23 protein-coding genes are annotated in these 24,971 nt (G+C 64.5%); 15 read left to right on the top strand and 8 right to left on the bottom strand.

Annotation, left to right across the window (positions count from 1 at the left end; all coding sequences use genetic code 11):
- Window positions 1-74: 74 nt before the first annotated feature.
- The 4 genes from RFN30_RS17000 to RFN30_RS16985 all read right to left on the bottom strand — a co-directional run bounded on the left by RFN30_RS17000 (window position 75) and on the right by RFN30_RS16985 (window position 4,191).
- Entirely contained in the window at window positions 75-1,301 is a 1,227-nt protein-coding gene (locus RFN30_RS17000; RefSeq protein ID WP_320263236.1) for an FAD-dependent oxidoreductase, read from the bottom strand.
- The gene (locus RFN30_RS16995) at window positions 1,298-2,089 is read right to left on the bottom strand and encodes a WecB/TagA/CpsF family glycosyltransferase (protein WP_502572747.1); all 792 of its coding nucleotides are present in this window, start codon (window positions 2,087-2,089) and stop codon (window positions 1,298-1,300) included. The genes RFN30_RS17000 and RFN30_RS16995 overlap by 4 nt, the downstream gene beginning before the upstream one ends.
- 567 nt (window positions 2,090-2,656) lie before the next feature.
- Window positions 2,657-3,442, bottom strand: coding sequence for an SDR family oxidoreductase (locus RFN30_RS16990; protein WP_320263235.1), 786 nt, complete (start codon window positions 3,440-3,442; stop codon window positions 2,657-2,659).
- A gap of 17 nt (window positions 3,443-3,459) precedes the next feature.
- The gene (locus RFN30_RS16985) at window positions 3,460-4,191 is read right to left on the bottom strand and encodes a FadR/GntR family transcriptional regulator (protein ID WP_320263234.1); all 732 of its coding nucleotides are present in this window, start codon (window positions 4,189-4,191) and stop codon (window positions 3,460-3,462) included.
- A gap of 188 nt (window positions 4,192-4,379) precedes the next feature.
- Between RFN30_RS16985 and uxuA the strand changes: the two genes are divergently transcribed.
- Window positions 4,380-5,564, top strand: a complete 1,185-nt coding sequence (gene uxuA / locus RFN30_RS16980; protein ID WP_320263233.1) for a mannonate dehydratase — start codon at window positions 4,380-4,382, stop codon at window positions 5,562-5,564.
- Between the two features lie 168 nt (window positions 5,565-5,732).
- Here uxuA and RFN30_RS16975 read toward each other — a convergent pair whose 3' ends face one another.
- Entirely contained in the window at window positions 5,733-6,908 is a 1,176-nt protein-coding gene (locus RFN30_RS16975) for an acetyl-CoA C-acetyltransferase (protein ID WP_320263232.1), read from the bottom strand.
- 132 nt (window positions 6,909-7,040) lie between these two features.
- Between RFN30_RS16975 and RFN30_RS16970 the strand changes: the two genes are divergently transcribed.
- The 14 genes from RFN30_RS16970 to RFN30_RS16905 all read left to right on the top strand — a co-directional run bounded on the left by RFN30_RS16970 (window position 7,041) and on the right by RFN30_RS16905 (window position 21,327).
- Window positions 7,041-8,987: an acetoacetate--CoA ligase gene (locus tag RFN30_RS16970; RefSeq protein ID WP_320263231.1), complete on the top strand. Its 1,947-nt coding sequence runs from the start codon at window positions 7,041-7,043 to the stop codon at window positions 8,985-8,987.
- Window positions 8,984-10,135, top strand: coding sequence for a thiolase family protein (locus RFN30_RS16965; RefSeq protein WP_320263230.1), 1,152 nt, complete (start codon window positions 8,984-8,986; stop codon window positions 10,133-10,135). The genes RFN30_RS16970 and RFN30_RS16965 overlap by 4 nt, the downstream gene beginning before the upstream one ends.
- A complete protein-coding gene (locus RFN30_RS16960; RefSeq protein WP_320263229.1) occupies window positions 10,135-10,575 on the top strand; it encodes a Zn-ribbon domain-containing OB-fold protein in 441 nt (146 codons plus the stop codon). Before RFN30_RS16965 ends, RFN30_RS16960 begins: the two co-directional genes overlap by 1 nt.
- Window positions 10,572-11,024 (top strand): MaoC family dehydratase, encoded by a 453-nt coding sequence (locus tag RFN30_RS16955; protein WP_320263228.1) that lies wholly within the window; start codon window positions 10,572-10,574, stop codon window positions 11,022-11,024. Before RFN30_RS16960 ends, RFN30_RS16955 begins: the two co-directional genes overlap by 4 nt.
- Window positions 11,021-12,265: an MFS transporter gene (locus RFN30_RS16950; RefSeq protein ID WP_320263227.1), complete on the top strand. Its 1,245-nt coding sequence runs from the start codon at window positions 11,021-11,023 to the stop codon at window positions 12,263-12,265. The genes RFN30_RS16955 and RFN30_RS16950 overlap by 4 nt, the downstream gene beginning before the upstream one ends.
- Before the next feature lie 89 nt (window positions 12,266-12,354).
- Window positions 12,355-13,191, top strand: a complete 837-nt coding sequence (locus tag RFN30_RS16945; protein WP_320263226.1) for a GntR family transcriptional regulator — start codon at window positions 12,355-12,357, stop codon at window positions 13,189-13,191.
- Window positions 13,192-13,394: 203 nt separating this feature from the next.
- Entirely contained in the window at window positions 13,395-14,171 is a 777-nt protein-coding gene (locus tag RFN30_RS16940; protein WP_320263225.1) for an SDR family NAD(P)-dependent oxidoreductase, read from the top strand.
- Window positions 14,172-14,198: 27 nt separating this feature from the next.
- Window positions 14,199-14,858: an L-fuculose-phosphate aldolase gene (locus tag RFN30_RS16935; protein WP_320263224.1), complete on the top strand. Its 660-nt coding sequence runs from the start codon at window positions 14,199-14,201 to the stop codon at window positions 14,856-14,858.
- Window positions 14,859-14,963: 105 nt separating this feature from the next.
- Window positions 14,964-15,965 carry a sugar ABC transporter substrate-binding protein gene (locus RFN30_RS16930; RefSeq protein WP_320263223.1) on the top strand — a complete coding sequence of 334 codons (1,002 nt, stop codon included), beginning with the start codon at window positions 14,964-14,966 and terminating at the stop codon, window positions 15,963-15,965.
- A 74-nt stretch (window positions 15,966-16,039) separates the two neighbouring features.
- On the top strand, window positions 16,040-17,566 hold the full coding sequence (locus RFN30_RS16925; RefSeq protein ID WP_320263222.1) for a sugar ABC transporter ATP-binding protein: 1,527 nt from the start codon (window positions 16,040-16,042) through the stop codon (window positions 17,564-17,566).
- Entirely contained in the window at window positions 17,563-18,594 is a 1,032-nt protein-coding gene (locus RFN30_RS16920; RefSeq protein WP_320263220.1) for an ABC transporter permease, read from the top strand. Before RFN30_RS16925 ends, RFN30_RS16920 begins: the two co-directional genes overlap by 4 nt.
- Window positions 18,591-19,577, top strand: coding sequence for an ABC transporter permease (locus RFN30_RS16915; protein WP_320263219.1), 987 nt, complete (start codon window positions 18,591-18,593; stop codon window positions 19,575-19,577). Before RFN30_RS16920 ends, RFN30_RS16915 begins: the two co-directional genes overlap by 4 nt.
- Window positions 19,578-19,597: 20 nt before the next feature.
- Entirely contained in the window at window positions 19,598-20,563 is a 966-nt protein-coding gene (locus RFN30_RS16910) for a carbohydrate kinase family protein (protein WP_320263218.1), read from the top strand.
- Complete coding sequence (locus RFN30_RS16905; RefSeq protein ID WP_320263217.1) at window positions 20,560-21,327, top strand: SDR family NAD(P)-dependent oxidoreductase; 768 nt, start codon at window positions 20,560-20,562, stop codon at window positions 21,325-21,327. The genes RFN30_RS16910 and RFN30_RS16905 overlap by 4 nt, the downstream gene beginning before the upstream one ends.
- Before the next feature lie 98 nt (window positions 21,328-21,425).
- Here RFN30_RS16905 and RFN30_RS16900 read toward each other — a convergent pair whose 3' ends face one another.
- From RFN30_RS16900 to RFN30_RS16890, 3 genes are all read right to left on the bottom strand, one after another.
- Window positions 21,426-23,486, bottom strand: coding sequence for a mechanosensitive ion channel family protein (locus RFN30_RS16900; protein ID WP_430699054.1), 2,061 nt, complete (start codon window positions 23,484-23,486; stop codon window positions 21,426-21,428).
- Between the two features lie 61 nt (window positions 23,487-23,547).
- Window positions 23,548-23,871 (bottom strand): hypothetical protein, encoded by a 324-nt coding sequence (locus RFN30_RS16895; protein ID WP_430699053.1) that lies wholly within the window; start codon window positions 23,869-23,871, stop codon window positions 23,548-23,550.
- 255 nt (window positions 23,872-24,126) lie between these two features.
- Window positions 24,127-24,840, bottom strand: a complete 714-nt coding sequence (locus RFN30_RS16890) for a helix-turn-helix domain-containing protein (RefSeq protein WP_320263216.1) — start codon at window positions 24,838-24,840, stop codon at window positions 24,127-24,129.
- Window positions 24,841-24,971 lie beyond the last annotated feature (131 nt).

Here is a 24,971-nt window from a genome sequence, read left to right as displayed (position 1 = left end):
AAATACCAGTTGGCGGTCCCAAACCGCGCCGCGCTGGCTTATGCAAAGGGCGTCCTTCGACCGATCGGCCGCGTTCAGGTGACGGCTTCGACTTGCGGCCGCTTGAGACCGCGCAGCCTGGCGGCAAGGCTCGGGCTGAACTTGTCGACCTCATGCAGGATGCGGCGGCGGCTGAAGTGAACCTGCCGACGCGCGCGCCAGCGCAGGTCGGTGTCGATGGTCAGGCTGCGGCGGAAATTCGCCATTTCGAGCCCCCGTTCATCCATCGCCTGCTTCATGGGATCATCGTAGAAGGTGGCGATCTTCGCGGCAGTCATGCCGGGCGTGGCCATCCACTGCGGCACGTGCACCATGCACAGCCGCTCCACGTCGGTCAGCAGACGGCTGACCCCTGTTCCGGCGGCCGGACAGGACGTCTGGTAAGCGTCCCCGATCAGGACGACGCCGTCGCGCTTGCAGTTTTCTGCGACGGTGATGTCGGTGAGCCAGCTCGAGACACGGTCGATGACCTCGAAGTCGCCGAACGTGCCGAGGAGTCCCGGAAGCGTTTCGATGAGCGTTTCGCGAGGCCGGTCGCGCAGCGCCTTGACCCACGGATCGGTGTGCTCCCGGAAGACAAAGAGATTGGCACGGGTAACGCCGCCGGCCGGGAAGAAGTTCAGGTAGTCGATCCCGTCGGAGACGCGTTCGCCGTAATAGGTCAGCGCCGGATGCTTGAAGGCGCCTGCGCTCGCCGGCCGGACATTGAAGCCGAAAGTCAGCGATTGCCGCTGGTGGACGAACCGGCGCTCGATGCCAACGTCTCGCCGCAGGATGTCCCCCATGCCCGTGGCGAGCACAAGGAGGCGAGCCGTCACATCCGGCTGCCCGATGATCGACACACGCTGCCGCTCCGGCCCGGCCTCCACCGCGCTCACCCTGCCGGCGACGAAGCGTACGGTCTTGGGCAGTTCGGCCCGCATCGCCGCGACGAGGTCGTCGTAGAAGATGCCGTAATGGCGGGCGCGCGTGCGGTCGAGCACCCGCCCCTTGCGCACGTTGACGATCTCGTCGAATGCCGCGGCCGCCGCGGAAAGGCTGTCCAGGAGACCGATCCGGCGCAGCTTGTCGATCTGGTCGCCGGCGATCTTCTCGACGCGGAACTCGCGCGGAAAAACGGGGTGGCGGTCGATCAGCGTGACATGGTACCCCGACCGGCCGAGTAGCGTCGCGGCAAGGGTCCCGGAGAGCCCGCCGCCGACGATGGCGATCTCCGTATCGGTTCCCGCCGGCAGCGGACGCAGCGATTCTTTGGCGGTCATTGCGAATACCTCAGGAGGGCATAGAGGGCACGGGGATTGGTGGTGAAATAGCGCCAGAAGAGCCGGCGCGGCTCCATCAGCATGCGCCACAGCCATTCGAAGCCGGCCTTCTGGACCCAGAGCGGCGCACGCCGGACCTTGCCGGCGATATGATCGAAGAGTCCCCCGGAGGTCTTGATCACGCCGACATTCGAGAGTCGCGAGGCAAAATCGCGGACAAAAATCTGCTCGCGCGGAACGCCGAGACCCAGCCACAATATGTCCGGCGCAAGCGCGTTGATCTCATCGAGCTTCTTCTCGAGCGCTTCGCCGGTGAGATAGCCGTGGCTGTGGCCGACGATGCGCAGGCGCGCATAACGAGCCCTGATGGCGGCCACGGCCTTGGCGTTCCCGGCCTCCGTCGATCCCAGCAGATAGAAGGTCGCCGCCTCGTTCTCGGCGAGCTTTGCCACGTCGTGGAACAGATCGGTGGTGGCCACGCGCTCCGGCAGCGGCGTGCGGCACAAAAGGCGCGAGGCAAGGACAAGCGGCTGGCCGTCGGCGAAGATCTGGTCGGCTTGACGGAAGAGGGTGGCTATCTCGGACTTCGCGCGAGCCTGAGCGATGACCTCGCCGTTGGCGGAGGTGAAGTAATACGGACGGCTGCCATGGCGGTGTTGCCGCGCAGCGGCGATCATCAGGCGGGCGGCGCCCTGCCGGTCGATCACGGTGACCGGCAGCCCGCCGAGCTGCACCGTCGGCAGTGCAGGCAGGTCCTGCCGGGAAGGCGCTGCTTCCAGCTTCGCCACGGCGTTCACGTCCGGGTGCCCGGTCGAAGTCTGATGCTGCAACCGGGGAAAATGAGAGGTCTCATGGCTTGCGGGCGTCAAAGGTTGGCTGGAAGGGAGCGGATCCGATCCTCTGGTCGTAACGCAGTCTTGTTCAAAATCTCTTTTTGAACTTTCTAAAACTTTTCGCATAGGAGAAGTCGCCCCACTCTCCGCAATCCAAACTACCCCCTTCATGGGCACCATAAGTAAAAAAATCAAAACGTTAAGCGATATATTAATAGTTAGTTAATGTGTAAGGTTTTAATCGAAATGTAAATTAACGGAATTCTTGAATCTGCAACTGCGGCTTGTTTTTTGCTGGTTTGGAGTTGTATTTCCTCAAGTTAGTCGAGAGGTGGTTTTGTCACCGGTCGCGACTGCATTGGCCTGTCAATGGACGCCTGCTCTTAGATGAGGACAGGGTTGATGGCGGATGTAGACGCGGGGAGGTGGTAAACGATATGCGTGGCGCCTGCCTGACGGGCAAAGCGGAAATTGTCCGGCGTCAGCGATTCCCGGTAGAGGCCAAGACCGATCTTCGTGGTTCTACTTCACGCCGATGCCGGCGGTCAGGCCACCGTCTATTTTGTAGTCCGCGCCGGTGCAGAAGCTCGCCTTGGAGGAGCACAAAAAGGCGATGAGCTCCGCCACTTCCTCCGGTTCGCCGATGCGGCCAAGCGGATGCGCCGCGCCGAATCGCCTGTAGGCTTCCTCGACGTCGGCGTCGCTGCCGTTTTCGCCGCGCGCGGCCTTCTCCAGGATCGGCGTGCGGATCGAGCCCGGGCTGACCGAATTGACCCGGATGCCGGCCGCCGCGTAGTCGAGCGCCAGCGAGCGCGTCAGCGTGTGGATGGCGCCCTTGGTCGTGGCATAGGCGGCGACGTTCTGCTGACAGGCGAAACCCTGCACCGAGGCGACGTTGACGATGGCGCCGCCGCCGCGCTTGATCATTTCGGGGATGCCGAAATGCGCCGTCAGGTAGATCGAGCCGACATTGACCGTCATCGCCTTATTCCAGGTTTCCCAGTCGGTTGTCGTCGCGGTGCCGTAGGGATGGACGGCCGCCGAGTTGACGATCACGTCGAGGCCACCGAATCGTGCGACTCCGGCCGCGACCGCGTCGCGGACCTGGTCCTGCACGGAGACGTCGGTGTCGATGACCAGCGCGCCGGCTTCAGACCTTTCCAGTTCCGCTCTCATCGCCGCATTGGCCGCGCGGTCGATGCCGCAGGCGATGATCGCCGCACCTCCTGCCGCGAGGCGCCTGGCGGTCGCGAGACCGATCCCGGTCGTTCCGGTCACCAGGGCCACCTTGCCGTCGAAATCCTTCATTGCGGGAACTCCTTCAGTCACGTGTCGGAAGCCGGCTCTTCCGGCAGGAATCGCAGGGCGAAATCGAGATGGCGGCTCATCAGGTAGGCGTAGGCCAGCCTGTCTCGGGCGCGCAGCGCGGCGATGATCTCGCCATGCGCGGCGCGGGTGTCGGCCAGCACCGGGCGCATTTCCTTGCCGATGGTCATGATCCGCCGGATCACCGGGGAAAGGAAAGAATAGATGTCCGTCAGCATGCGATTGTCCGCCAGCCCGATCAGCGCCATGTGAAAATTGAAATCGTTGTCGGCGGCTTCCTCTATCGAGCGGCTCTCGACGATATGGGCATTGATTTCGTCGAGCGCCTCGATCTGCTCGTTTGTGGCATTGAGCACGATATGATCGCCGATGCCGACTTCGATGATGCGCCTGAAACCCTGGATATCGGCGAAGGACGAGCGCGAGACATCCATATGCGCGGCGAAGAAATTCTGGATGGCGATGCTCTGCCCGTCGGCCAGCACCGCGCCGACGCGGGGCTTGGGCTCGATCAGCCCGTAGGTGCGGATGGTGCGCAACGCCTCGCGCACGGTGTTGCGGCTGGCGCCGGTGATCTCGCTGAGCTCACGCTCCGTCGGCAGCACGTCGCCGACATTCAGCTGCCGCGCGCGGATGAGGTCGAGGATTCGCCCGGCCGCGGCGTCGACCGCGGAGCTGCCGCCGGCACTGCGGCGGGCGGCATTGTCGCGCACGGCCTGTGAGTTTTCCAAGGACGTTCCTTCCAAATTATTGGACCAAGATATCGTAAGATTTGAGGAAAACAACCGACTTCGGCCTCCTGTCGAGTTTTCCCGGCAATATTTCCGGGCCAATGACATCGGCGAGCACCGTAATTTTTAATTTGACTCTCATTCTGGTCCAACAATAAGTTGCGGCTTTCTCGAAAAGGAAAGCGGCGATGGAACAGTGCTGGCGTTGGTATGGTCCGGACGATCCGGTGACACTCGATCATGTCAAGCAGGCGGGCGCGACCGGTGTCGTCTCGGCCCTGCACGACATCTATGACGGGCGTGCCTGGCCGCTGGAAAACATCCTGGAGCGCAAGCGGATCATCGAGGCGGCGGGGCTGACCTGGTCGGTGGTCGAGAGCATTCCCGTCCACAACTCGATCAAGATCGGCTCGCCGGAACGGCTCCGCTATGTCGGCTTCTACAAGGATACGATCCGCGCGCTTGCCAAGGCCGGCATCGCGACGATCTGCTACAATTTCATGCCCGTGGTCGACTGGACCCGCACGGATCTGGCCTACCGCCTTCCGACGACGGGTTATGCGTTGCGTTTCGACGCGATCGATTTCGCGGCTTACGACCTGTTCGTGCTGAAGCGCCGCGATGCCGAGGCCGGCTACAGCGCCAAGCGCATCGCTGAGGCGGAAGCGCGATTGAAGGAGCTCGGCGACGAGAAGATCGACAGGATCGAACGCAACCTCATCGCCGGCCTGCCCGCCACCGAACGCAGCTACAACCGCGACAGTTTTCGCGAGGCCTTGGCCGAATACGATGCGATCGGGCCGAAGGAGTTGCGCGACAGTCTCGCCTGGTTCCTGCGCGAGATCATTCCGGTGGCCGAGCAGGAAGGGGTGCGCATGTGCATCCATCCCGACGACCCGCCCTTCTCGCTCTACGGTCTGCCGCGCATCGTTTCGACGGCCGAGGATGCGCGCTTCATCCTCAATGCCGTCGATAGTCCTGCCAATGGGCTGACCTTCTGTACCGGCTCCTACGGCACGCGCGCCGACAACGACATCGTCGCCATGGTCAAGGAATTCGCCGGCCGCATCCATTTCGTCCATCTGCGCAACGTCACCATCGAGGATGACGGCTCCTTCTATGAAGCGGAGCATCTCGAGGGCGGCACCGACATGGCGCATGTCATCCTCGCCCTGATGCAGGAGGAGGCACGGCGTCGGAAAGAGGGCCGCGCCGACTGGCGCATTCCGATGCGGCCCGATCATGGACATCTGCTCGCCGACGACATCGGCAAGACCAGGATCAATCCCGGTTACTCGCTGATCGGCCGGCTGAAGGGCCTCGCCGAGCTGCGCGGCATCATGCGCGCTGTCGAGCGGTTCGGGCTGGCTTGAGGCTGCGGGCCACATAGGGGGATCGCCGCATGAGCAACCTGCCCTGGATCTGTCATGTGCCGATTCTCGGCGACGCCGCGCGGGGGATCGTCGTCGACGTTCGCAATGATCGACTGCGGCGATCCCAGCTGAGCCCTTTCGACTTCCAACGCTCGGCGCGTTCCAGGCTCACCGCTCCAGGCAGATCGCCACGCCCTGGCCGCCGCCGATGCAGAGCGAGGCCAGGCCCTTCTTCGCCCCGCGCCGGATCATTTCGTGGAGCAGCGTGACCACGATGCGGCAGCCGGACCCCGCCAGCGGGTGGCCGAGCGCGATGGCGCCGCCGCTCATGTTGATGATGTCCTCGTTCCAGCCCATCTCGCGGTTGACCGCGATGGCCTGTGCGGCAAAGGCCTCGTTGATCTCCATCAAGTCGAGGTCGGCTGGGCGCCAGCCCGCTTTCTCGAGCGCGAGTCGCGAGGCCGCCACGGGGCCAAGCCCCATGTCCATCGGTTCGACGCCGGCCGACGCGTAGGAGGCGATACGGGCGAGGGGCGTCAGGCCGAGTTCCTTCATACGCGGCTCCGACATCACCAGCACCGCCGCCGCGCCGTCGTTGAGGCCGGAGGAGTTGCCGGCTGTGATCGTGCCGGCTGCATCAAAGACCGGTTTCAGCCGGCCAAGTCCTTCCATGGTGGTGGAGGGATTTGGATGCTCGTCGCGGTCGACGACGAGATCGCCTTGCCTGGTCTTAACCGAGACAGGGACGATCTCATCGTCGAATCGTCCCGACCGGATAGCCGCGTCGGCCTTCTCCTGCGAGCGGAGCGCGAACCGGTCCTGTTCCTCGCGCGTGATCTGGTAGCGCTGCGCCAGCGACTCGGCCGTCACGCCCATATGGACCTGATGGAAGGCGTCCCATAGTCCATCGGTGATCATGGAATCCTTGACGGTCTGGTCGCCCATGCGGATGCCGCCGCGGACACCGGAGATAAAATGCGGCGCCGAGGTCATCGAGTCCTGTCCGCCGGCGATCACGCTACCGGCGGCGCCGCAGCGTATCGCCTGTGCGGCGAGATGGATCGACTTCTGGCCGGCGCCACACACCTTGTTCACGGTCATCGCGGGCACGCTGACCGGCAGCCCGGCCTTAAGCGCGGCCTGCCTGGCTGGATTCTGTCCCGCGCCGCCGGTCAGCACCTGGCCCATGATCACCTCGTCGACGGCATCGGGCGGAGCTTGCACTTGGGCGAGCATCGTCTGCAGCAATTGCCCGCCAAGCTCCGCTGCCGAAAGGCCGGCGAAGGCGCCGTTCAGCTTGCCGATCGGCGTACGTTTGGCGGCAGCGATGTAGACCGCATCCATTTCAAGTCCTCCACAAACGCGACTTCCGAGCGCATGTTCGCCGCTTGACATTCTGGTTATAACCAATAATCTGAAACGCATCGGCAGGCAAGGTCGCGGCGTCGAGCCGGCCTGCATTCCGGGAGGAAATCCATGTCATCCGTGCTTTGGACGCCGGCGCCGGCCGCGTTCCAATCGTCCAACCTTGCGCGCTTTTCACTGGCCAACGGCTTCGACCCGCGCGACTACGAGACGCTGCATCGCTGGTCGATCGGCGACCCTGGCGCGTTCTGGCGCGCTGTGTGGGATTTCGCGGAAGTTATCGGTGATCCCGGCGCGATTTCCTTCCTGCGCGACGATCAGGCGCCGATGACGAAGAGCCGTTTCCTGCCGGAGGCTTCGCTTAATCTCGCCGAAAATCTTTTGCGCGGCGACGGCGCAAAAGCCGCAGTGATCGAAGCCGACGAGAGCGGTCATTTTCGCATCATCACGCTGCGCGAATTGCGCAGGCTCGTTGCCAGGACGGTGCACGGCCTGCGCGCTGCCGGCGTCGGCAAGAGCGATTGTGTCGGCGGCATCCTGCCCAATCGCGTCGAAGGCCTCGTCGCGCTTCTGGCAACGCTCTCGATCGGCGCCGTCTGGTCGTCCTGCTCACCGGATTTCGGCGCTGCCGCGATCGTCGACCGCCTCGGCCAGATCGGCGTCAAGGTGCTGTTCGCCGCGCCCCGCTACCGCTATGCGGGCAGGGACCACGACATCTCCGAGAGGCTCGCCGCGATCGTCGCGGCGATGCCGACGACGACGACGCTGGTGACGACCGGTGAACCGGTCGTCAGGCCGACCTGCGCGGTAGATTATATTTCGTTCGATGATTTCGGCAGCGACGGCCCGCTGACCTTCGAGCGCGTGCCCTTCGATCATCCGGCCTATGTGCTCTACACCTCGGGCACCACCGGCGCGCCGAAGGCGATCGTCCATCGCACCGGCGGCGTGCTGCTCCAGCATCTGAAGGAGCACCTGCTGCACGGCGACGTCAACCCTGGCGATGTCATGAGCTGGTACACCAACACCGCCTGGATGATGTATCACTGGCTGATCTCCGGCCTCGCCTGCGGTGCGGCGGTGGTGCTCTATGACGGCGCGCCGATCCTGAAATCGGCCGATGGCCTCGACCCCAGTCCGCTCTGGACAATGGCGGAGCGTGCCAAGGTCACGCATTTCGGCACCAGTCCGAAATATCTGGCCACACTTGCCGCCGAAGGCTACGCGCCGGGACGCCTGCATGACCTGTCCTCGCTGCGCTCCGTGCTTTCGGCCGGCGCGCCGGTCTCTCCGGGACAGTTCGACTGGGTCTACGAGCATGTGAAGCGCGACATGATCTTCGCCTCGATCTCGGGCGGCACCGAGATCATCGGCTGCTTCCTTCTTGGCTCGCCGATCCACGCCGTGCGCCGCGGTGAACTGACGGTGAAAGGGCTCGGCCTTGCCGTGGCCGTCATGGACGAGCGCAACGCGCCGGTCATCGGCCGCCAGGGCGACTTGGTCTGCACCGAGCCGTTCCCTTCGATGCCGCTGACCTTCTGGGGCAAGGAGGGCGACACGCGCTATCACGCCACCTATTTCGCAGCGCGCCCGGAGATCTGGACGCATGGCGACGTCGCCGAGATGACTGCTTACGGCTCCGCAATCATCCACGGCCGCTCGGACACGACGCTGAAGCCCGGTGGCGTGCGCATCGGCACGGCCGAGATCTACGCCGCCTGCGAGGGTTTTGCCGAGATCGAGGATTGCCTGGTCTTCGGCGCGCCGGTCGAAGGCGATGAAGAGATCGTGCTCTGCGTCAAGCTGAGCAACGGTTTTGCACTGACCCCCGATCTTGCCACGCAAATCCGCCGCGCGATCCGCGAGGGCGCGTCGCCGCGCCACGTGCCTCACCGCATCCATGCGGTGCGGGCGGTGCCCTATACGCTCAACGGCAAAAGGGTCGAGGGCGCCGCGCGCACCATGCTCGAAGGCAAGCCGGTCAAGAACATGGCTTCGCTCGCCAATCCCGCATGCCTGGAGGAATACCGCGCGCTCGACCGGAGCAAGGCGGCATGAGCCGGGCAAAGGGAGCTATCGTCGGCGTCGGCGAGTTGAAGCCGCACCGCCTGACCCACGGCGTGACGACACTGGAGATGATCGCGGAAGTCTCGCGCCTGGCGGTGCTCGATACCGGGCTGGAGCCGGCGGCGATCGACGGGCTGCTGGTCGGGCCGCAGGTCGGCGAGACGCCGCAACATGTTCCGGCAACGATCGCCGAATATCTGGGACTCGCGCCGACCATGGCCAATGTGGTCGACCTCGGCGGCGCGTCCGGCGCCGGCATGGTCTGGCGCGCTTCCGCTGCGATCGAAGCCGGCATGTGCGAGACGGTGCTCTGCGTGCTCGCCAACAACCGCGAGGAGCCAGCACCCCGCTCGCCCAACCGCAATCCGATCCGCGAGTTCGACGTGCCGTTCGGCGCCTCGGGCGCCAACATCTCCTACGCGCTGCTGATGCAGGCGCATATGGCCGAATACGGCTCGACCGCCAGGGATTTCGCGCTGATCGCCGCGGCGGCGCGCGCCAACGCCCAGCTCAATCCCGACGCCATCTTCTTCGGCAAGCCGGCCGATGTGGAGGCGGTGCTGGCCTCACCGATGATCGCCTCGCCGCTGCACCTTCTCGAGATCGTCATGCCGGTTGCCGGCGGCGAGGCGGTCGTCGTCACCTCGGCCGAACGCGCGCGCTCACTGTCCAAACGGGCCGTGCACCTGCTCGGCGCCGGCGAGAAGGTCACGCATCGCGCGGTCAGCCAGGCGCCCAGCCTCACCTCCGGTCCGTTGAAGAGCGCCATGGCGCGGGCCTTCGCGCAGTCCGGCACGCGAGCCGGGGAGATGAATCTTCTGTCGCTTTACGACTGCTACACGATCATGGTCGCCACCACGATCGAGGATGCCGGTCTCTGCGCGCCGGGTCAGTTCGGCGCGTGGCTGCGCGACCATGATCTTTCCCGTGACGGCGACAAGCCGCTCAACACCCATGGCGGCCAGCTCGGCTTCGGCCAGCCGGACCTTGCCGGCGGCATGACCCACGTCGTCGAAGCGGTGCGCCAGCTGCGCGGCGAGGCCGGCGAGCGCCAGATCGGCAAGGCCGAGCTCGCTTTGGTCACCGGCAATGGCGCGACGATGAGCGAAGCGACCGCGCTCGTGCTGGGAGCCGCCTGATGTCCGTCGATCTCAACACGCTGAAGACCGCAGGTCCGACGATCACCGCGTTGACCCGGCCGTTCTGGGATGCCGCAGCCGAAGGGCGGCTGAAGATCCAGCACTGCGAGGACTGCGGCAAGGCTGTGTTCTACCCACGCCCGATCTGCCCGCACTGCTGGGGCAGGCGTCTGGCGTGGAAAGAGGCATCCGGCAGGGGCCGGCTGAAATCCTTCTCGGAAGTGCACAAGCCCGGCCATCCCGGCTGGCTGCCGGCGGCACCCTATGTGGTCGGGCTGGTCGAACTGGCCGAAGGGCCGACGATGCTGAGTTTCATCCTGCCCGGACTGCGACCGCCGCGGGTGGACGATGCGCTGCGGCTTGCGCCCACGGACATCGGTGGCCGTGTCCTGCCGGCTTTCAAACCAGTCGAAACCGGAACAGAGGAGAAGCCGGAATGAGCATCGAGACGAAAGACGGTTGGGCGGGTGTGGTGAAGGGCCGTCCGCAGGTCGGCGCGTTTGCCGAGCGCACGCGCCGCACCAGGATGAGCGACATCGAGGCCTTCACCGACATCACCGGCGACCGCAATCCGCTGCACTATGACCGCGCGCTGGCCGAGAAATCGGTGTTCGGCAAGCTGATCGTTCAAGGCGGCGTCACTTCTGGTATTCTCAACGCGCTGGTCGCGGAGGATCTGCCGGGACCGGGAACCGTGTTTCTCGAAGTTGCCTGGAAGTTCGTCAAGGCGGTCGGCGTTGACGAGGAGATCACCGGACGCGTGGAGGTCAAGGAAGTGCGCCTCGACAAGCCGATCTGCAAGATCGAGACCAGCGTTCGCAACGGCCAGGGCGAGCTTTGTCTCACCGGCACGGCCACGGTGTTCACCGTGCCGCTGCGAGCTAGATGAGCGCGGTAAGCGGCAACCAGCTCGGCATGGCCGCCGATGGCGGTCGCTGGCGCGTGCTGTCTCTGCTTTGCCTGGCGGTCGTCCTGTCGCTGACCACCTGGTTTTCGGCGACGGCCATCCTGCCAGAGCTCAAGCAGGAGCTTGCGCTTGGTCCTGGCGGCGAGGCCTGGCTGACCAACGGCGTTCAGGTCGGCTTCGTGATCGGCGCGCTGGCGGCGAGCCTGGTCAATCTTCCAGACCTCGTGCGGCTCAGCCGCCTGATGGCGGCCGCGTCGCTGGTTGCCGCGCTCGCCAATGCGAGCCTGCTGCTCCATCCCGGGCCGGGCGGCGTGATTGCCGCGCGCATCGTCACCGGCGCAGCACTTGCCGGCGTCTATCCGCCGGCGCTGAAGCTGGTTGCCACATGGTTCGCGCGCGACAGGGGGCTGGCGCTCGGCGCAGTCATCGGCGCGCTGACCGTCGGCTCGGCACTGCCGCATCTCTTCCGCGCCGTTTCGACCGCGCTCGACTGGCGGCCGGTGGTTGCCGCCGCCAGCCTGGCGACGGCCATCGGAGCATTGCTGTTTCTTTTGTTCGCAAGGGAAGGTCCCTATCCCTTCGGTAAGGCGGTGTTCGAGCCTTCGCGCATCGGGCAGGTGTTTCGCGAACGGCCGTTGCTCCTCGCCAATCTCGGCTATCTCGGCCACATGTGGGAACTCTACGCCATGTGGGCGTGGCTGCTTGCCTATACGCGCGCGGCCTTCGAGGCGCAGGCGATCGGATCGGCCGCCGCCGCCTCGCTTTCGACCTTCTTCGTCGTCGCCTCCGGCATTCTTGGCTGCCTGTTGGGCGGCTATCTGTCGGACCGCATCGGCCGCACCGCGACCACCGCCGGCATGATGATCGTCTCGGGAAGCTGCGCGCTGCTGATGGGCTTCCTGTTCACCGGTCCGCTCTGGCTCTTCATGCTGGTCGCCGTCGTCTGGGGTGTTTCGGTGGTCGGCGATTCGGCGCAATTCTCCGCCGCCGTGACGGAACTTGGCGACCGCCGCTTCGTCGGCACGGCGCTGTCGGTGCAGCTTGGCGCCGGCTTTGCGCTGACAGTGCTCGCCATCTGGCTGACGCCGCGCTTTGCCGACTTCATCGGCGGCTGGCGCTGGGCCTTCCTGCTGCTAGTTCCAGGACCGCTTCTGGGGGCAGCCGCCATGCTGTGGTTGCGAAACTTGCCGGAGAGCGTGAAAATGGCGGGCGGGCTCCGTTAGGAGCTGCTGCCGCGCTTGAGTCGCGGCAAACAATCACACCGGGCATTTTGCCGGCAGCCTGAAGACCGATGATGGAACAAACGACCAGAATGCGCGGGCGTCCCCGTTACGACCAGGAAGATGCCGCCGCTGCCGAGGCGTTCCGCTCGATCGGCTCCAAGGTCCAGCTCAACCGCGACGAGGCGGCGCCGCTTTGGGTTCAGTTGCGCAACCAGGTTGAGGAAGCGATCAACACCGGGCTGCTGGCCGCCAATTCGCGCATACCTTCGGAGCAGGCGCTTTGCGATTTCTTCGGTGTTTCGCGCCCGGTCGTGCGCGCAGCGATCGGCTCGCTGTCCAACGAAGGCCGCATCATCAAGATGCCGCGCAAGGGCATGTTCGTTGCCGCGCCGCGCGAGCATGTCGACTTCATGACCGCCAATCTCGGCGTGTTCGACGACCTGACCGCCAAGGGCCACAAGGTCTCGACCCGCACGCTCGAGGTCTACCGCTGCCCGCCGAGCGCAAAGGAGTCCAGCGTTTTCGGCATTCCAGCCAACGGCAGCGTGGTGAGGATCAGCCGCGTCTACATGACCGACGGCTCGCCGATCACCATGACGCGCATCAGCCTGCCGGGGCACAGGGTGCCGGGTCTCGAAAACATCCTGTCGGAAAACCAGTCGATCTTCGGCACCATCCGCGCGGTGTTCGGCCTGACGGTGAAGCGCGCCGACCGCTGGCTGCGCGCGGCGCTGCCGACCAAGGAAGAGGCTGAGCAGATGGGCGTCGCCGCCAACACGCCGCTGATCGAGATCGAGTCGATCGCCTATGACGCGGACGGTGCCGCGCTCGAATATTACGAAGCCTTTTACAACTCCTCCGTCGCCCGCATTCACATGGCGGTCGAGCAGCCTTCGGCGACGGTGAACGGCGTCGATCGAACCTGACTTCTCAATCTTCAAAAAAAGATTTTGTTTTCTGGTTATAACCAGATTGACGAGCCCAGGAAGCTTCTGTAACGTCCCTGTCATGGGGTCGGGAGGAGCCTGACCTGGAGGCATTATCAGGACCAATCGGGATTGCGACGCCGCTTCGGCGGCGAGGGCGGAATTTTGTCCGCGTTCGAGGCCGGTCCTGGTGGAGGACGTGCATGGATTACCGATCGCAGTTCGATCTGGCAGGCGAGGTTGCCGTCGTCACCGGCGGCGCCAGCGGGATCGGCTTCGAGGCCGCCAGGGCGCTCGGCACATGCGGCGCGCGCGTCGTGCTTCTCGACATGAATGCGGATGGCTTGAAGGCAGCCGCCGAGGCGCTCAGGGCGGCCGGTGTCGCAAGCGTCGATGGCCGTGTCCTCGATGTGACCGATCCGAGCGCCGTCGAAGCGATGGCCGCCCAGATCGTCGCGGACTTCGGCCAAGTCGATATCCTGGTCAACAGCGCCGGCATCGCCCGCCTCAACACGGCGCTAGACACGCCGGACGAGGAATGGCGCCTGGTGATGGATGTCAACGTCAATGGCGTCTACTGGGCCTCGCGCGCCTTCGGCCGTTCCATGGTCGCGCGCAAGAAGGGCTCCATCATCAATCTCGGCTCGATGTCGGGGCTGATCATCAACCGTCCGCAGACCGCGCCGTCCTACATGGTGAGCAAGGGCGCCGTGCATATGATGACGAAGGCGCTTGCCGTCGAATGGGCGAAATCGGGCGTGCGCGTCAACGCGCTGGCGCCGGGCTATGTCGGGACCGAGATGACGCTGAAGATGCGCGAGCGGCCCGAGCTCTTCAACACCTGGATCGACATGACGCCGATGGGCCGGCTCGGCGAGCCGCAGGAGATCGCCTCGGCGATCCTGTTTCTCGCGTCGCCGGCATCGAGCTACGTCACGGGCGCGATCCTGTCGATCGATGGCGGCTACACGGCCTGGTGAGGGGCCGAGCAAGGAATGGAATATCGCATGACCGTTTCGGACCATGAGGCGCGCCAGGCAATCATCGATGCCTGCATCGAGATGAACGCGCAGGGCATCAACCAGGGCACCTCCGGCAATATCAGCCGGCGCCATGGCGACGGCATGCTGATCTCGCCGACCAGCACGCCCTACGACACGCTGGTGCCCGAGGACATCGTCTTCATGACGTGGGACGGCAAGGTCGACGGCCGGCTGCCGCCGTCGAGCGAATGGCGCTTCCATCTCGACATCATGAAGGCGCGGCCCGAGGTCAATGCCGTCGTCCATGCGCATCCGACCTACTGCACGACGATCGCCATCATGGGCATGAAGATACCGGCGATCCACTACATGGTCGCGGTCGCCGGCGGCAGCGACATACGCTGCGCGCCATACGCCACCTTCGGCACGGCCGAGCTCTCGTCGCATGCCCTGGAGGCGCTGCGCGACCGCAAGGCCTGCCTGCTCGCGCAGCACGGCATGATCGCCGTCGGCACGAGCCTCGGCCAGGCGATGTGGCTCGCGGTCGAGGTCGAGACGCTGGCGCGCCAGTATCACGGCGCCCTGCAGATCGGCCAGCCGCCGGTCCTGTCCGACGAGGAGATAGAAAGGGTCATCAAGCGGATGGCAAGCTACGGCCTGCGCGACAAGGAGGCCGCCGCCTGAGCGGAGGGCTCGGCCCGGAGCGACCAACCATAGCTTGAGCGCGGCGCTCACTTTTTCTGAAATCCTCCGGGAAGGCCCGGAGCGATCAACAAGGGAGGAAATCGAATGACCAGATCAATGAAAGGCTTCGTGAAGGCGCTTGCTTTGGGGTTGGCGGCGGCTTGCAGTCTGGCCGCCATCTCCGGCGCAACAGCCGAGGAACTGTCGCTCAAGGGCAAGCGCGTCGGCGTCTCCGCCATCGGCACGGATCACTATTGGGACCTGATGGCGTTCCGCGGCATCCAGGATCGCGTCAAGGAACTGGGCGGCGAAGTCATCGCGCTCGACGCCGGCCGCAAGGACCAGCAGCAGATCGCCCAGCTGCAGACGCTGATCGCGCAGAAGCCCGACGCCATCATCGAGCAGCTCGGCAATCTCGAAGTGCTGAACCCGTGGCTGCAAAAGATCCGCGATGCCGGCATACCGCTGTTCACGGTCGACACCGCCACGCCGCACGCCATCAACAACACCACGTCCAACAACTACAATATCGGCGCCGAGATCGCGCTGCAGATGGTCGCCGACATGGGCGGCAAGGGCAATGTGCTGGTCTTCAACGGCTTCTACAGCGTGCCGGTCTGCAAGATCCGCTACGATCAGCTGAAATATGTGCTGACCTCGTTCCCGGATGTGAAGATCGTCGAGCCGGAGCTGCGCGACGTCATCCCGAACACGGTGCAGAGCGCCTATTCCAACGTGACCGACATGCTGACCAAGTCGCCGGAGAAGGGCTCGATCGGCGCGGTCTGGGCCTGCTGGGACGTGCCGCAGATCGGCGCCACGCAGGCGATCGAGGCCGCGGGCCGCAACGAGGTCAAGACCTACGGCATCGACGGCAGCCCGGAGGTCATCAAGATGGTGATGGATCAGAAGTCCTCCGCCGGCGCGGTGGCGGCGCAGCAGCCCTACGAGATCGGCAAGACTTCGGTCGACAATGTTGCCAAATATCTCGCTGGCCAGAAAGTGCCGCCCTTCACCTTCGTGCCCGCGGTGCTGATCAACAAGGAAAACGCCGTCGAAAAGGGAAAACCGTTCCTCGAAGCCGCCGAAAAGGCCGGCGTAAAGTAGGATGGCATCAACGAGGATCCGCAGCCGTGCCGGAAGGCGCGGCTGCGTGCCTCGCGCAATCGGGATAGACGGCCATGCAGACAGCAAAGCGTGAAGTTGCTGTATCGATGACGGGCGTATCGAAGCGGTTCGGTCCGGTGCGGGCGCTGGAAAACGCGAACCTGGAGATTGCGCGCGGCTCGATCCTCGGCCTTGTCGGCCAGAACGGTGCCGGCAAGTCGACGATCATCAAGGTGCTGGCCGGCATCATCAAGCCGGACAGCGGCGCCATCGTCGTCAACGGCGAGACCGTCACCTCGCTCTCACCTGCATCCGTCGAAAAGATGGGCGTACATTTCATCCACCAGGACCGGCTCCTGGTGCCGACCGCGACGGTCGGCGAGGCGGTGTTCCTCGGCCACGAAATCGGCCTCGGACCGTTCGTCAGCCGCCGCGCCATGGAGCGCAGGGCCGCGGACCTTTTGAAGCGCTTCTTCGGCATGGAACTGCCGGCGGGAACGCTGGTGAAGGACCTGACCACGGCGCAGCAGAAGGTGGTGCAGATCACCCGCGCGCTGGCGCAGAAGGCGTCGGTGCTCGTGCTCGACGAGCCTACGGCGGCGCTGGTCAAGCGCGAGGTGGACAGCCTGTTCGACGTGCTGCGCCGGCTGCGCGACGACGGCATCGCTGTCGTCTTCATCTCCCATTACATGCAGGAGATCGAGAAGCTCTGCGACCGCGTCACCGTGATGCGCAACGGCACCGATGTCGGCACGGTCGACCCGCGCGAGACGCCGATCGACGAGATCATCTCGATGATGATCGCCCGCGATGTCGGCGAGATGTTCCCGAAGCGCTCGGTCACATTGGGCGCGCCTGTGCTCGAGGTCGCCAACCTGCGGCTCGGCGGCAGTTTCGAGAATATCGGCTTCAACGTGCGCGCCGGCGAGATCGTCGGCCTTACCGGCCTGCTCGGGTCCGGCGCCAAGGAAATCGTGCAGTGCCTGTTCGGCCTCAAGACCGCCGATGGCGGTTCGATCAAGGTCGAAGGCCGACCGGTTTCGCTTTCGACGCCCGTCAAGGCGGTGCGCGACGGCATCGCCATGCTGCCGGAAGACCGCCGCGCGCATGGCGTGGCGCTCGGCCTGTCGGTGCGCGAGAATATTTCTTTAGCCAGCCTGCGCCGCTATTCGCGGAGTGGCCTGGTCAGCCGAGGCAGCGAGAACCAGGCGGTCGACGGCCTGATCAAGGAACTGTCGATCAAGACGCCGCATCGCGATGCGCTGGTGCGCGAGCTCTCGGGCGGCAACCAGCAGAAGGTTGCGATCGCCAAATGGCTGAGCTGCCAGTCGCGTGTCTATGTGCTCGACGAGCCGACGGTGGCCGTCGATGTCGGTGCCAAGGTCGAGATCTACAATCTCTTGAACCGCCTGGCGGGAGAGGGCGCGGCGATCCTGCTTCTGTCGTCCGACCTGCTCGAGCTGGTCGGTGTCTGCGACCGCGTCCTGGTCGTCTATCGCGGCAGGCTTGCCGGCAGCTTCTCCGGTCCGTCGATGAACAGCGACGCCTTGCTTGCGGCGTCGTCCGGCGCCCGCTCGAAGGCTGATGGAGTAGCGGCATGAGCGCGACCACTCTCCGCACCGAAGTCGGTGTTTCCGACGAGAAACAGGCCGCCGCCAACAGCGCCGGCCGGCGTCTTGGGGCGCTGGTCGTGCGGCTCGGCGCGATTGCCGCCTTCGCCGCGATCATGGCCTATTTCGTGATCTTCGCGCCGGGCTTCACCTCGACCTTCAACCTCATCAACGTGGTCGAGCAGTCGGCGATACTGGGCGTGCTGGCCTATGGCATGACGGCCGTCATCATCGGCGGCGGCTCCGATGTCACCGAAGGCGGCATCGACCTGTCGATCGCCGCCAATATGGGGCTCTGCGCCGCGGTCTACGCAACGCTGCTGTCGATGGGCTATGGCGACGTCCTCTCCGTGCTCGCGGCCATTGCCGTCGGCATGGCGGTCGGCGCGCTGAATGCCATCGCCGTCGTCGGCCTCGGCATCCTGCCGCTGCTGGCAACACTTGCCGTGCTCAACGTCGCTGCCGGCATGGAGCTCACGCTCACCCAGAACACGGTCGTCGGCGCATCCTCCCCGCTGCTCGGCTTCCTAGTTTCGGGCAGCTTCCTCGGCATCTCGGCTCTTGCCTGGGCGCTGATCCTTTTTTCCGCTGTCATGATCGCCGTTATCCACTACACCTCGTTCGGGCTTCGGCTCTACGCGGTCGGCGGGCATCCCGAGGCTGCACGCGCGGCCGGCCTCAGCGTTCCCTTCTACGTGTCCTTCACCTATGTGCTGAGCGGCTTCTGCGCGGCCGTGGCGAGCGTCCTCACCGTCTCGCGGCTCTCGGCCAGCACGCCAGGTTCCGGCGAGTTGCTTTTGTCGGTGCTGGCGGCGGCTTTGCTCGGCACCGTCTTTTCCCGCCGTTTCGTGCCCACCATGGGCGGCACGCTGCTCAGCGTGCTGTTCATCGGCCTGTTAGCCAACGGCTTCCAGCTGCTCAACGTCTCCAGCTACTGGGTCAACGGCGTGCAGGGCGCGCTGATCCTTTTGGTGGTCGCGATCACGTCCTTTGCCCGCGGTTCGGAGGGTTCACGATGAGCGTCTCGGCCAACGACAGTACAGCCAAGGCGAGCCTGCGCGCGTTCCTCGCCAAATACAGCGTGCTCGTCGCCTTCGCGGCGATCGTCATCTTCTTCGCCGTGGCAAGCCCGACCTTCCTGACACCGGCCAACCTCTTCAACGTGCTGGTCAACAACGTCGTCATGCTGGCGATCGTGGCGCTCGGCCTGACAATCGTCATCTCGTCCGGCGGCATCGACCTTTCGGTCGGCGTCTCCATCGACATGGCGAGCATGGTCTTCGTCATGCTTTTGGCCGCCGGCTACAGCGGCGTGGTGGGCGTCGGCGGCGGCCTTGGCGTTGCGCTCATCGTCGGCATCCTCAACGCGATCCTCATCACCAGGCTCAACATCAGCCCGTTCCTGGCGACGCTTGGCGTGCTGTTCATCGGCCAGAGCGCGCAGCAACTCGCCACCAGCGGCGGCCAGCCGATCTATCTCACCAGCGGCTATGCCGGCGACCAGTTCAACGCCATCGCCCGCACCGCCTTGTTCGGAATTCCGACGCCGGTGATCGTGCTGATCATCTGCGCCATCGCGGCCCACGTTCTGCTGCATCGGTCGATCTTCGGCCGCTACGTGCAAGCCATGGGCGCGCAGCCCGGCGTCGCCTGGTATTCGGGCATCCGCGTGCCGCGCGAATTATCGATGGTGCATGTGCTTTGCGCGCTGCTTGCCGGCGTCACCGGCATATTGCTGTCGGCCACCGTCAAGTCCTACGTGCCGCTGTCGGGCAACGCCTTCCTGCTCGACGCCATCGGCGCCACCTTCATCGGCACGACGCTCAGCCGCGAGCGCAAGCCATCGGTGATCGGCACGCTGCTCGGCGTGCTCCTGCTCGCCATCGTCAAGAACGGGCTGCTGCTCGTCGGCTGGAACTTCTACTGGCAGCAGGTCGGCATCGGCGTGCTCGTCTTCCTGGTGCTGGCCGCGAGCTTCGGCCTGCGCCGCGCCGCCCATTGAGTTCGAAAGGTCCGCCAACCATGCCACAATTCGACGTCAGCTCGATCGGCTTCTACGTCCTCGACATTCTGGGGCGGCCGGTGTCGCACATCCCCGAAGGCGGCCGCGCCGACTATATCGAGGAGATCCGCATGACGGTCGCCGGCACGGCCGGCGCAACCGGCATGGATTGCGCCATTCTCGGGCTGAAGACGCGCGCGGTCACCACCGTCGGCACCGACGACATGGGCGACTGGTTCCTCGCCAAGCTGCAAAAATACGGCCTGGAGTGCGGCCTCGTGCGCCGCGACGGCAGCGTCCAGACCTCGTCCACCATCCTGCCGGTGCGGCCGAACGGCGAGCGGCCGGCGCTGCATGTGCCGGGCACTGCCGCCGTGTTCGAAGTGGCTGAAGCCGATCTCGACGCCGCGCTCGATGCGACCGTCGTTCATGTCGGCGGCACGGGCCTGTTGAAGCGTTTTGATGGCGAGCCGACCGTCAAGCTGTTGAAGCGTGCCAAGGAGCTTGGCCGCGTCACCACCTTCGACCTCATCCAGGCAACGCCCGAAACGTGGAAGCTGGTCGAACCGTGCCTGCCCCATATCGACTATTTCGTGCCGAGTATCGACGAAGCCGGCGAGATGGCGCATGACCGGGACCCGGCCCGCGTCGCCGCCTTCTTCAAGGCGAGGGGCGTGAAGAACTGTATCCTCACGCTCGGCGCCGATGGCGTCCATGTTTCGCCAGAGCATGGCGAGGATTTCCACCTGCCTGCCTTCGACGTTCAGGTCTTCGACACGACGGGCTGCGGCGATTCCTTCACCGCCGGCATCATCGTCGGCATCGTCAAGGGCTGGGACCTCGAGCAGTCGGCGCGCTTCGCCACCGCCGTTGCCGCCAAAGTGGCGATGGGGCTCGGCTCCGACGGCAAGCTCGTTTCGTTCGACGACACGGTCGCGGCAATGCATTCGCTTCCGCTCAAGACATCAAAGGTGCAAGCAGCATGACCATTCTTCCTGAGGCCAAGGGCAAGACGGCTCTCGTCACCGGCGCGAGCCGCGGCGTCGGCAGGGCGCTCGCCAAGGGATTGGCGGAGGCAGGCTTCGATGTCGCCATCACCGATCTGCCGTCACAAGCGGCGGAGCTTGACGTGACAAAGGGCGAGATCGAGGCGGCCGGGCGCAAGGCCTATGTCTACACGATGGACGTCAGCAAGAAGAAGGACATCGACGCGACTGCGCAGGCGCTGCTCAAGGCGGCCGGCAGTATTGATGTGCTGGTCAACAATGCCGGCATCTTGAAGCCCAGCCTGCTCCAGGACCTCGACGAGGCCAATTGGGACGCACATTTCGACGTCAACGCCAAGGGCGTGCTGATGATGTGCCAGGCGGTGCTGCCGCACATGCGCGCCAAAAAATCGGGCAGGGTGATCAACATCGCCTCGATCGCCGGGCGGCAGGGCGTGCCGACCCAGGGCCATTACGCGGCGACCAAGGCTGTGGTGATCACGCTGACCCGCGTGCTGGCGCAGGAGGTCGGCATGGACGGCGTCACCGTCAATGCGATCTGCCCCGGCATCATCCTGACCGAGATGGGCAAGAACAATCTGGGAAACGAGGCCGCGATCCGCCATTGGGAGGACGTCGCGGCGCTGAAGCGCCTCGGCGCGCCGGAGGATGTCGTCGGACCGGTGCTGTTCTTCGCCTCGGACTTGTCGGCCTTCGTCACCGGACAGGCGCTCAACGTCGATGGCGGCATCTACTACCACTGACCGTCCGCCCCCGCGGAAGGACGATTCTTCGACATTATGGCTGCGGGTAGTCTCTAGGGGTGTGACCGATTAGGTGCCGGCAGGCGCCGGGCTTGCCGCTAGCTCGCAGCGCCCTTCATTTTGAGTAGTTGCTGCGCGGCGGCCGCGTTGTCTCCGCCACCCTCCACATGCACGGTGGGAACGGCGATCTTGATGCCGTTCTCGTCGAATGCCTTCTTGATCATCATGAACGCTCGCCGCTTGATGCCGAACTGCGTTCCCGGCCTGGTCATCAGCTTCAGCCTGAGCTCAATTCCGGAGTCGCCAAAGCTGTCGACGCCTTGCATTTTCAGCGGCTCAATCGTATCGGCCGCGAACTCAGGATCCGCGGCCAGGTCCTGACCGATCTTCTTGATGAGCCTGCGAGCGAGGTCTACGTCAGAATCGTAGGTGACACTGACAGCCATCTTGTCCATCACCCAGTCACGGCTCATGTTCTGGATGGCGCCGAGCTCGCCGAACGGCACGGTGAAAATCGGGCCGCGGTGATGCCGCAGCCTGACTGACCGTAGGCTGAATGATTCGACAGTGCCCTTATAGCTGCCGCTCTGGATATACTCGCCGACACGGAAGGCATCATCGAGCATATAGAAAACGCCGCTCAGCACGTCCTTGACCAGCGTCTGCGAACCGAAGCCGATGGCAACTCCGAAAATACCCGCGCCGGCGATCAAAGGCGCGATCTGCACGCCGAGTCCGGACAGAATTGTCAGCACGCTGACCGCCGCGATGAAGACAGCGAGCACGTTGCGGAATATCGGCAGCAACGTGCGCAGCCGGCCGCTGCGGGCAAGGTCGTCGGCATTGGACCCTTCCTTTGGCGCAAGCTCCATCCGATAAGCGATCAACGCTTTCGCCAGCTGCCAAAGCAGATCCGCAACCAGGAGGACGATGATGCTATTGAGCAGGCCTGAAATCACGACCGCACCGGTTTCACTGCCGGCAAGGGCTGCAGCCCTGATGCGCCAGATATAGGCGAGCCAAGCGACCGCAGCGCCAATCACCACTGCCCTGGCACCCCTGTCGATCAGCACGTTCAGCATGACGCCGAAGGCACTACTGCGCTGCGCTCTGCCGGCAAAGGATTTTGCGATGTTGCCAACTCCACGCACCGCCGCCGGCAACAGCAACGCATAGAGGCCGAGCCACAACATGGCGAGCAGTCCTGCTACCCAAGCCAGCCAAAGCGCGATCAGGTAGAGCGTCAGCAGCGATTGCCTGACAGCGGAAGCTGTCCGGCCCGGCCGCCGCCAGACGATTTCGATGGCGACGGCCAGCATGCCCAGGCCACAAAGCAGGGCAACCACCTGTACCACGTCGATGGAGAAACCGATGCTGGGCATGAAGCTGACCACAGCCCAGCCAAACAGCAGAAACCCGGCGATAAGGCTCACGTGCCAAAGCCAGAAACGCTGCACGGTCTCGCTTGCGACAGGGATTGCCGTCGGCGCCTCATCCGATGTTCCTCCTCCCGCGCCGGCAAGTCCAAACAGCAACCTGACTATTGTGCGGACGACACGCACGGCGATGAAGGCGAGCAGCGAGGTCAGCACGATGCGGCGTAGCAAAGGCGGCCATTCGAACGCGAGCAATGAGCCGATGCTGGCCAGAGCAAACGTCAGCAAGGAAGCGACCTCGGACAGAACCGCCTGTCCCGGATCGACCGTTCCGTCAAAACCGCCCGGCGCCAACGCCCGGCGGACCAGCCACTCGGCGCCGAAGCCGACGACAATCAGGACTGCCAGGATCAGGATCACAAGGCCGGGCCTGCCTGAATTCACGTCGCGCGAGACGACGCCAGCAGCGTTGGCTAGCTCCTGCGGGATGCGGGGAATGGCATCGGCGAGCGCGACGAGACGTGCGCGAACGGCTACCTCCCAGTTGGAGATCGCGTCGGCGAGCGACGCGGCAGGCGGTTCCTCGGCGGCTGCCGGTATCTTTCCTTCGAGCCATACCTTCACCTCCGGGTCGGACAGCAGGTCGAGGAACTGCCGTGCCTTTTCGGGCGGCACACCGACGGGAGGCTGCTGTGCCCAGGAGGTTCCAACCAGCACCCAAAAGAAAATCGGAACGACGGCCGACAGCAGAATACCAATTCGAATGGGCAGTGCGTTGCTCATCGGGCGCTCGGGCAATGTTCGGTCGACAGCGCGACCAGACTTTGACGAGGTCCACTCCCTCTCAATGTACGTGGACGACGACGTAGCGTCCGCCGTAGGGTTGATAATACGTGCTGCCGCAGTGCCACAACACGGTGCCGTTGATCGAGGTCTTCACACACGCTGCCGGGAGCCTGGTCACGTAAATGGTCGAGCGGCGGATCGTTCGGCGAGTGGTACGCCTCGCGACACCTGCGACGCTGCCGGGCGTGAGCGGATGACCAACTCGCGCCTGCGCATCGCCGACGAAAGGGGCGAAGGGTGCAAGGGCATCGACGAGCCCGCCAAACATCAAGGCGACGGCGATCCCGGCGGCGCCGGTCAATCTCAAGCTAGGTCTTGTCATTCTACATCCTCCCCAGGAGCTCACTGCTCCCTGCGTTTATGATTTCCGGCCGATGCAGCGACGCGCCCGACGCAAGCCTGTGCCGAACCGAAATCGAACTGGACCCACTCCCGACCTTGCGGGCCGGAAGCTGCATATTATTAGCATCTTAGAATATACTAATTCGCGAGCGCGACTTCTATCCGGATTGCGCAAATTCCATCGAACTGCTTGCAATAGTGCCGCAGCGCATTTCTCCGCGCACGTTACGTCCCGTCACGATCTTCCGGCACGCTGAAGTGTTTCCTTGGGAGATTCGCCGAAGAACAGGCGATAATTCGCGGCGAAGCGGCCCAGATGGGTGACCCCCACATCCATAGCGATCGTCGTAACACTCAAGCCGTTAGCACGTGCCGTGGTAAGGAGCCGCCTGGCTTCGTTGAGGCGGAGCGCTCTGATGAATTCGAGCGGGGTTACAGCGAAGGTGGTACGAAAGGCGTACTCGAGCTGTCGACGGCTGACACCGATTTCCTTGCACAGTCGAACAATGGGTATGTCTTCACGGATATGAGTACGAATGAAATCCTCGGCCGCTGACGCTTGTCTGAAATGACGATTCGCGGAACCGGCTGTCCCGGTCTCACGACTGTCTGCGCCCGCGAAGGCGTCAGCCGCCACCTCTAGATATTCCAGGAACGCACCTGGAGGCTGCTCCGGCAGAACCGAGCCGCCTGCAACTGTCCCGAGGCGGTCTGCCATGGACTTCATCTGGCTTCGGATTCTTTGCGCTTCATCGGCGGCGAGCCGAACTGCGGCCGGGCGATCGCTGACCTGTTCGAGGACCACCCCCGTGGCAACCGACTGGATCTCCATCCAGGTCGCGGTCGGAACTATGGCGACGGCGTAGGTGAGGCCGGACTGAACCGTTGCCGTCACGTTGGTGCCGCAGGGATAGCCAAGATCAAGTCGTCTTCGAGCGGAATGCCGCATATTGTCGAGCCACAGGCCCGTTCGATAGCGACCAACGCCACGGAGCCTGGATCGAAACCACCCCTGGCGCGGAAGGCGCAATTGAATTCGGGCAGGTCGAGCGCCCACTTGCCGGGGAACTGGAATTGCCG

Source organism: Mesorhizobium dulcispinae (assembly GCF_033977345.1).
Classification (GTDB): domain Bacteria; phylum Pseudomonadota; class Alphaproteobacteria; order Rhizobiales; family Rhizobiaceae; genus Mesorhizobium; species Mesorhizobium dulcispinae.
Note: the sequence above shows the minus strand (reverse complement) of the source record. Positions and strands in the feature narration are given on the sequence as shown.